Source organism: Paraburkholderia sp. 22099, from assembly GCF_052045835.1.
In the GTDB taxonomy this organism is placed as follows: Bacteria; Pseudomonadota; Gammaproteobacteria; order Burkholderiales; family Burkholderiaceae; genus Paraburkholderia; species Paraburkholderia terricola.
Genome location: NZ_JBQEPU010000049.1, coordinates 34,469 through 40,856 on the forward strand (window position 1 = coordinate 34,469; position 6,388 = coordinate 40,856).

A 6,388-nucleotide genomic window follows, 5' to 3' on the forward strand; every position below is an offset into this window, starting at 1 on the left:
CTGAGTGGAAACTTAAGCGATTGGCGAAGCAGGAAGAGTGAATTGATCTCGTTGTGCAGGAGCACACAATAAGCGAGGCGTCGCGACCGGAAAATCGACAGGTCGTGTGATCGATGAAGGATGTCCGCCGTCGCGCCGGGATCCGTGACGCGCTCAATAAGTTGATTTACGCGAGGCCCGCAGCGTTCCCTTCGCATGGGACATGACCTCATGCTGCAGGTGTAGGGCACGCATTCCCAGGCGCCCCCACGGCGAACTCACGGTCCGCAACGTCCAGACGCCCGCCATGTTGCCACGAGCCCAAAATTCTTTGTATTGTTCACCGCCTGCGCCGAAGTCGAGATCCAGCCGTCGGTCGAACGCCCATTGCACAACATGTTCGTACACAAGAAAACCAGGCGAGAGTTTGCGTTGCGCCTGGTCGAAGCCCGAAATGATCGTGCTCGCGCAGCGGTTGTCGATGCTGAACACCAGCGCCGCGAGCGGCGCGCCGTCAAGCGCGACAACGAGCAGATGGGCTTCAGTTGTGAATGGCGACGTTAACCACTCGACGAGGAAGTTCCGGTAATGAACGGACGTTATCCACTGCCCATGCTTGCCGACACGATCGCTCCAGTCACGCTTCCATTCGAGCATCAGGTCTATGGCAGACGCAACGCCGCCCTTGTCTGACGGGTCTACCAGCCATGCATCCAGCTGCCCTTTCTTCGCCAGACGGCGCGCGATGGAACCAGGCTTTTTGCTTTGCTGGAGCGCGGTCAGCGAATCGCAGAACGATGTCCAGTCGTGCCGTCTGCATTCCATGCTGAGCTTTGCGACATATGAAACATTGCGCTGGCGGATCACGAGCGACCGGTCCTGCCCGGCGACGCGGTGAAGGTCCGTCGACTCATGCAGGTATGGGATCTCCCCTACGCCGCCAGCCTGGGCCATCCGTTGCAGCTCGACGGACGCGACGCCGTGCTGCGGCATTTGAACTGGTTCGTGGGCGCGGTCAAGGATTTCCGCTTCTTCGACGCGGTGGTTATCGCCACCGACGACCCCCAGCGTGCCGTCGCGCGAGTGCATGCCGAAGGGCTGATTTCCGCCACCGGTCGGACCTACCGGCAAGAGTACGTCGTCTTCCTTACCGCCCGTGACGATCCGGTGCAGGCCGCACTCGCACTCGACGCCCCCATTGTGGGTGTCTCTTCCGGGAGCATCTAATGAAAGCCATACGTGTTGCTGCCTATGGCAGCCCGGACATCATGACGCTGGCCGAGCTGGAGGATCCCGTGCCCGGCGATAACGAAGTACTGATCGATGTCGTCGCTGCGTCGGTGAATCCGATCGACTGGAAGATCATCAGCGGCGCGATGAAGGCGTTCATACCGCTGCCGTTGCCGTTCACGCCTGGCGTGGATGCCGCGGGCACCGTCATTGCGGTGGGACGCAACGTCACCACGCTGGCGCCGGGCGACGAGGTGATGGGTTATCGGCATCGTCGGCGCCTTCGCCACGCGCGCTGTGGTCGACGCCGCTCGTCTTGCGCGCAAGCCAGCCTCCCTTGGTTTCGTGGACGCGGCTGCGATTCCCGCTGCGTCGCTTACGGCTTGGCAGGCGCTGCACGAACATGACACGTTGCAGGCCGGTCAATCAGTCCTGATTCACGCTGCGGCAGGCGGTGTGGGCAGCGTAGCCGTGCAGCTCGCCAAACTGGCCGGCGCCCGCGTGACTGGCACCGCGTCGGCCGGCAATCGGGACTACGTGCAAAGCCTCGGTGCCACGGAGGTGATCGACTACGCCGCGGAAAATTTTGCGGCGCGCGCGTCGAAATTTGATGTGGTGCTGGACCTTGTGGGCGGCGATACGCAGGCGCGATCATGGTCCGTGCTGAAGCCGGGCGGAATACTGGTGTCCACCGTCAGCAAGCCCGATCCGGCGCACGGCCACGATGTGGGTGCCACCGGCAAAAACTTCGCCACGGTGCAGATGGATCGCTGCTTGCAACGTTGGCCGCACTGTATGCCTCGGGCGAACTGCGCATCCACATTGATTCGGTCTTTTCCCTTCCGGAGGCGAGCCATGCCGTTGCACGGAGCATGAGCGGCCACGTGCGCGGGAAGGTGGCAGTCGATGTAGCCGCTTAGCGAAGCCTACGTCCCGAAGCGCACCGCTGGCGAGAGCGTGAATGATTCGCGCATGTCGCGCACTTCCTCGACCGGCGTCCGGCCAAACAGGCGCTTGAACTCCCGGCTGAACTGGGAAGCGCTTTCGTAGCCGACGCGTCCCGCTGCTGCCGCCGCGGTCACGCCGTCGCGGATCATCATGAGGCGTGCCTGATGAAGGCGGGTGGACTTGATGTACTGGATCGGCGATGTCTGCGTCACGGTGCGAAAGTTGGCGTGAAACGCCGGCACGCTCATGCCCGCTTCCTCGGCAAGACGCGCGACGTTGAGCGCCGTCGCATATTCGGTGTGAATCCGCTTGAGCGCCCGCGCCACGCGTCCGAACCGGCCATGATGCGCCAGCGCGGCTCGCATCGCCGCGCCCTGCTCGCCTGTGAGCACGCGATAGCAGATCTCGCGCACGATACCTGGCCCCAGTACCTGCGCATCGAGCGGCACCGTCAATGCTTCCAGCAACCGTATCGTCGCGCCCGCAAGATCGCCGTCCAACGGTGTGGATACGATGCCGGCTGGCGGCGCTTCGGCATGCTGCCCGGCGGCACCGATCTGCGTGATCAGGTCACTCAGTTCGATCAGGTCCAGGCGGATCGATACCGCAAGCATGGGCTCCTTTGGCGAGGCCTGCGTTTCCGTCGAGAACGGTAGCGGGACGGACAGCACCAGATAGTGCTGCGCGTCGTACACATACACCTCGTTGCCCAGGAATCCGATCTTGCGCCCCTGGCAAACAATCACGATGCTCGGCTCGTACAGCACGGGCGTGCGCCCCAACGGGCGATCCGAACGCATCAGCCGCACGCTGTCGAGCGCCGACTGCGTGTAACCCTCGTTGGGCGCCAGTCTTTCCAGCAGGCGGACCATCCGGATGGAAGCGCGATTGCGGATGTTCGACACCGCTCTCTCCTGTTGTTGCGATAGAGGCATTGTAGTCATCACCCACCGCACGCGCCACCCGAATCAATAGGAATAGGCAATAACGGCATCGGTCCGTGTATTCGCCTCCGGGCCCGTCTTCCCTACCATTCATTCACCGGCCGACGAACACGTACCGCTTCATTCCAGGCCGTAACCGGCACCGCATGTTCTGTGGGCAATCAGCGGACAGGCGCGCCCAAATCCGAACCGACAATAGGAGTATGCAAGATGGCAATCCCATCCACCGAATCGAAGGTCATCCTGATTACCGGCGCCAGCAGCGGCATTGGCGAGGGCGCCGCCCGTTTGCTGGCCGCGCAAGGCCATCGGCTTGTAATTGGCGCGCGCCGCACCGAAAGGCTCGTCGAACTGACGGAATCGTTGCAGGCAGGCGGCGGCATCGTCCGCTATCGCGAACTCGACGTCACTTCGGCCGATGACGCCGCGGCGTTTGCTCGCTTCGCGCTCGATGCCTTCGGTCGCATCGACGTACTCGTCAACAATGCGGGCGTGATGCCGCTTTCGCCGCTGAACGCGCTGAAGGTCACCGAGTGGAACCGCATGATCGACGTGAACATCCGTGGCGTGCTGCACGGCATCGCCGCCGTCCTGCCGACCATGGAACAGCAAGGTCAGGGCCAGATCATCAATATCTCCTCGATCGGTGGCCTGTCCGTGTCGCCGACTGCGGCCGTCTACTGCGCCACCAAGTTTGCCGTGCGCGCCATTTCCGACGGACTGCGCCAGGAGACGGACAAGATCCGCGTGACGGTTGTCTGCCCGGGCGTCGTGGAGTCCGAACTGGCCGACTCGATTTCCGACGACACCGCGCGCTCGGCCATGCAGCAGTTCCGCCGCATCGCCATCACGCCCGACGCCATCGCCCGCGCCATCGCCTACGCCGTGGAGCAGCCGGCCGATGTCGACGTCAGCGAAATCGTCGTACGGCCCACCGCGAGCCCGTTCTGAGCGCACGGCACTTATCACGCAACCCGATCAACGAAACTCCATCATGACATCACGCAATCGAGAAACCGGCGCCTTCGCAGGCGAGGTTGCCATCGTTACCGGCGCGGCCAGCGGCATTGGCCTGGCCACTACGGAACTACTGCATGCCGAGGGAGCAAACGTGATCGCCGTTGGACGCAGCGCCAACGTCGAAGCGCTGGCCCGCCCCGGCGTCGTTCCCGTCGTCGCCGACGTGGCGCACGAAGAAAGCGCCATGCAGGCGGTAGCAACTGCGATCGACCGGTTTGGCAAGCTCGACATCCTCGTCAACAACGCCGCGATCATCATCAACAAGCCCGTCGTGGACATGTCGCTCGAAGACTGGAACAGCATCCAGGCCGTCAACGCCACGGGCGCGTTCCTGTTCTCGCGAGAAGCCATGCGCGCGATGGTGCCGGCAAAGTCTGGCGCCATCGTCAATGTGGGTTCGTACGCGTGCTATCAGGCATTCCCGACGATCGCGGCCTACGCGGCCTCGAAGGGTGCGCTCGCGCAGTTGACACGCGCGTTGTCGCTAGAAGCCATCGAGCATGGCATCCGCGTCAATGCGGTGGGCTCCGGTGACGTCATCACCAACATCACCAACCACATGCACGCCGACGGTCAGGCGTTCCTGGCCGAACATGGCAAGAAGGCGCCGATCCGCCGCGCGGCCCAGCCGAAAGAAATTGCAGAAGTGATTGCCTTCCTGGCATCGGAAAAGGCCAGTTTCATCGTCGGCGCCGTGGTGATGGCCGACGGCGGCATGAGCGTCGCGCTGCCGTGAAGACGTTGCACATCCACCCTACAGCCACACAAGGATTTTCATCATGAAGACAGCATCCCGTACCTGGTTCGTCACCGGCGCATCGAAAGGCGTCGGCCAGAGACTCGTCAAGCATCTGCTTGAGCAAGGCCACCGCGTAGTCGCAACGTCGCGCACCGCAGAATCGCTGACCAGGACGTTCGGCCAGGCATCCGACAACTTCCTTCCGCTCGAAGTGGACCTGACCAATGACCAAAGCGTCCAGCTGGCAATCGAGAAGGCCGTGCAGACGTTCGGCGCCATCGACGTGGTCGTGAACAACGCCGGATACGCGCAGCAAGGAACCGTCGAGGCATTGTCCGACGACGAGCTTCGCCAGAATTTCGAAGTCAACTTCTTTGCGCCGATGGTCGTACTGCGCCATGCGCTGCCGCATCTTCGCAGCCAGCGCGACGGGCACATCATCAATATCGCGTCGATCGTTGGCTACCAGGGCGGATATGCCGGCTGGAGCAGCTATGTCGCGAGCAAGTTCGCGCTGGCAGGTCTAACCGAGTCGCTGGCGGCGGAAGTTGCCGAACTTGGTATTCGCGCCACGGTGGTCTATCCCGGTCCAGTGCGCACCGATTTCCTGTCGAGCGGCGCACTGGCAGTGGCCAAGCGGCAGATCGACGACTACTCGGAGGCCAAGGCTTCGCTCGACTTGCATCTGGGCACGCTGCACGGCCATCAGGCCGGAGACCCTGACAAGCTGGCGCTGCTGATCATCCAGGCCGCCAGTATCGAAGCGCCGCCACTGCATCTGTTTGCCGGCAAGATCGCCAACGAACTTGCAGCAGCCTAGGCGAACGCTGTCGCAAAGGATATCGCCGCATGGAGGGGCTCTTCCGAAGCCACCGATTTCGCGGTTTGATCGAGAGGTTGTGCGAATGTCCCGGCCTTGCCGGGACATTTTTGCGACGACGCGGCAATGCAACGCACAAGACAAGACGGGTGCAGGCCGATTCGCAATACCGTCTCTGGGGCACCCATTAACGGCGGCTTCGCTCTGACAACTATCACCAGGAAGCGGCATTCAATCGGGTGCACAGCTATGTCTCAAACTGGGACGGTTTCCGCATGGCCAACAGTTCGGGCCTGCTGGGCCGGAATCTGATGGTGCAGTCGAACCAGGCGGTGTACGGCACCTTCGACGAAGAAATTCGCTGGTATAAGAGCCCACCTCACTCGCCATCACCGAACACTGGAATTACACCGACAAAGGCAAGGACTTCTTCGACGCTTATTGCTACATGAGCCAGGGTCCCTTGCCCAATGAGTGGGGCGGCGGCGCAGAACGGCCGTGGACTCTGGGGGCACGGCGCTCGTCGATGAGATGCAGCTTTACAACCATCAGGCAGGACTGAAGATCGTGGCCGAAACGCTGCCGCAGGGTAAGTCAGTATGACTTCCGTGACGTACGGGCTGGCCTCGTGTGGGGAATAAACGCGGGTTAGCATCGCTGCCAGAGCCGCACGGTGTGGGCAGGCCACACCCGGCAACTTCCACCACG

Annotated in this window: 7 protein-coding genes and 3 pseudogenes; 8 read left to right on the plus strand and 2 right to left on the minus strand. The window is 62.5% G+C overall.

What is annotated here, in order from left to right; all coding sequences use genetic code 11:
• Nucleotides 1-153 precede the first annotated feature (153 nt).
• Nucleotides 154-846 (minus strand): GNAT family N-acetyltransferase, encoded by a 693-nt coding sequence (locus ACTJLC_RS30035; RefSeq protein ID WP_310136042.1) that lies wholly within the window; start codon nt 844-846, stop codon nt 154-156.
• A gap of 45 nt (nt 847-891) precedes the next feature.
• Between ACTJLC_RS30035 and ACTJLC_RS30040 the strand changes: the two genes are divergently transcribed.
• The 4 genes and pseudogenes from ACTJLC_RS30040 (at nt 892) to ACTJLC_RS30055 (ending at nt 2,129) form a co-directional block, all read left to right on the plus strand.
• Nucleotides 892-1,206 (plus strand): nuclear transport factor 2 family protein, encoded by a 315-nt coding sequence (locus ACTJLC_RS30040; protein ID WP_310136044.1) that lies wholly within the window; start codon nt 892-894, stop codon nt 1,204-1,206.
• Nucleotides 1,206-1,616 carry an alcohol dehydrogenase catalytic domain-containing protein gene (locus ACTJLC_RS30045; protein ID WP_310136046.1) on the plus strand — a complete coding sequence of 137 codons (411 nt, stop codon included), beginning with the start codon at nt 1,206-1,208 and terminating at the stop codon, nt 1,614-1,616. The genes ACTJLC_RS30040 and ACTJLC_RS30045 overlap by 1 nt, the downstream gene beginning before the upstream one ends.
• A 94-nt stretch (nt 1,617-1,710) precedes the next feature.
• Nucleotides 1,711-1,860: pseudogene (locus tag ACTJLC_RS30050) on the plus strand (zinc-binding dehydrogenase); the annotation flags it as partial.
• Between the two features lie 2 nt (nt 1,861-1,862).
• Nucleotides 1,863-2,129, plus strand: coding sequence for a zinc-binding dehydrogenase (locus tag ACTJLC_RS30055; RefSeq protein WP_310136054.1), 267 nt, complete (start codon nt 1,863-1,865; stop codon nt 2,127-2,129).
• Nucleotides 2,130-2,135: 6 nt separating this feature from the next.
• On the opposite strand, the gene ACTJLC_RS30060 is transcribed toward ACTJLC_RS30055, so the two are convergent.
• Complete coding sequence (locus ACTJLC_RS30060; protein WP_310136056.1) at nt 2,136-3,029, minus strand: AraC family transcriptional regulator; 894 nt, start codon at nt 3,027-3,029, stop codon at nt 2,136-2,138.
• A gap of 282 nt (nt 3,030-3,311) precedes the next feature.
• On the opposite strand from ACTJLC_RS30060, the gene ACTJLC_RS30065 reads away from it, so the two are divergent.
• From ACTJLC_RS30065 to ACTJLC_RS30080, 4 genes and pseudogenes are all read left to right on the plus strand, one after another.
• Nucleotides 3,312-4,052 carry an SDR family oxidoreductase gene (locus ACTJLC_RS30065; protein ID WP_310136058.1) on the plus strand — a complete coding sequence of 247 codons (741 nt, stop codon included), beginning with the start codon at nt 3,312-3,314 and terminating at the stop codon, nt 4,050-4,052.
• 43 nt (nt 4,053-4,095) lie between these two features.
• Entirely contained in the window at nt 4,096-4,857 is a 762-nt protein-coding gene (locus ACTJLC_RS30070; protein ID WP_310136049.1) for an SDR family NAD(P)-dependent oxidoreductase, read from the plus strand.
• Between the two features lie 43 nt (nt 4,858-4,900).
• A pseudogene (locus ACTJLC_RS30075) lies at nt 4,901-5,749 on the plus strand (SDR family oxidoreductase).
• Between the two features lie 206 nt (nt 5,750-5,955).
• Nucleotides 5,956-6,277 (plus strand): annotated as a pseudogene (locus ACTJLC_RS30080) (GMC family oxidoreductase); the annotation flags it as partial.
• Between the last annotated feature and the right edge of the window lie 111 nt (nt 6,278-6,388).

What these genes read in the sequence shown, in the direction of transcription:
- ACTJLC_RS30040 (WP_310136044.1), top strand. Translation starts at nt 892, where the DNA reads ATGCAGGTATGGGATCTCCCCTACGCCGCCAGCCTGGGCCATCCGTTG.
- ACTJLC_RS30045 (WP_310136046.1), top strand. Translation starts at nt 1,206, where the DNA reads ATGAAAGCCATACGTGTTGCTGCCTATGGCAGCCCGGACATCATGACG.
- ACTJLC_RS30055 (WP_310136054.1), top strand. Translation starts at nt 1,863, where the DNA reads ATGGTCCGTGCTGAAGCCGGGCGGAATACTGGTGTCCACCGTCAGCAA.
- ACTJLC_RS30060 (WP_310136056.1), bottom strand. Translation starts at nt 3,029, where the DNA reads ATGGTCCGCCTGCTGGAAAGACTGGCGCCCAACGAGGGTTACACGCAG.
- ACTJLC_RS30065 (WP_310136058.1), top strand. Translation starts at nt 3,312, where the DNA reads ATGGCAATCCCATCCACCGAATCGAAGGTCATCCTGATTACCGGCGCC.
- ACTJLC_RS30070 (WP_310136049.1), top strand. Translation starts at nt 4,096, where the DNA reads ATGACATCACGCAATCGAGAAACCGGCGCCTTCGCAGGCGAGGTTGCC.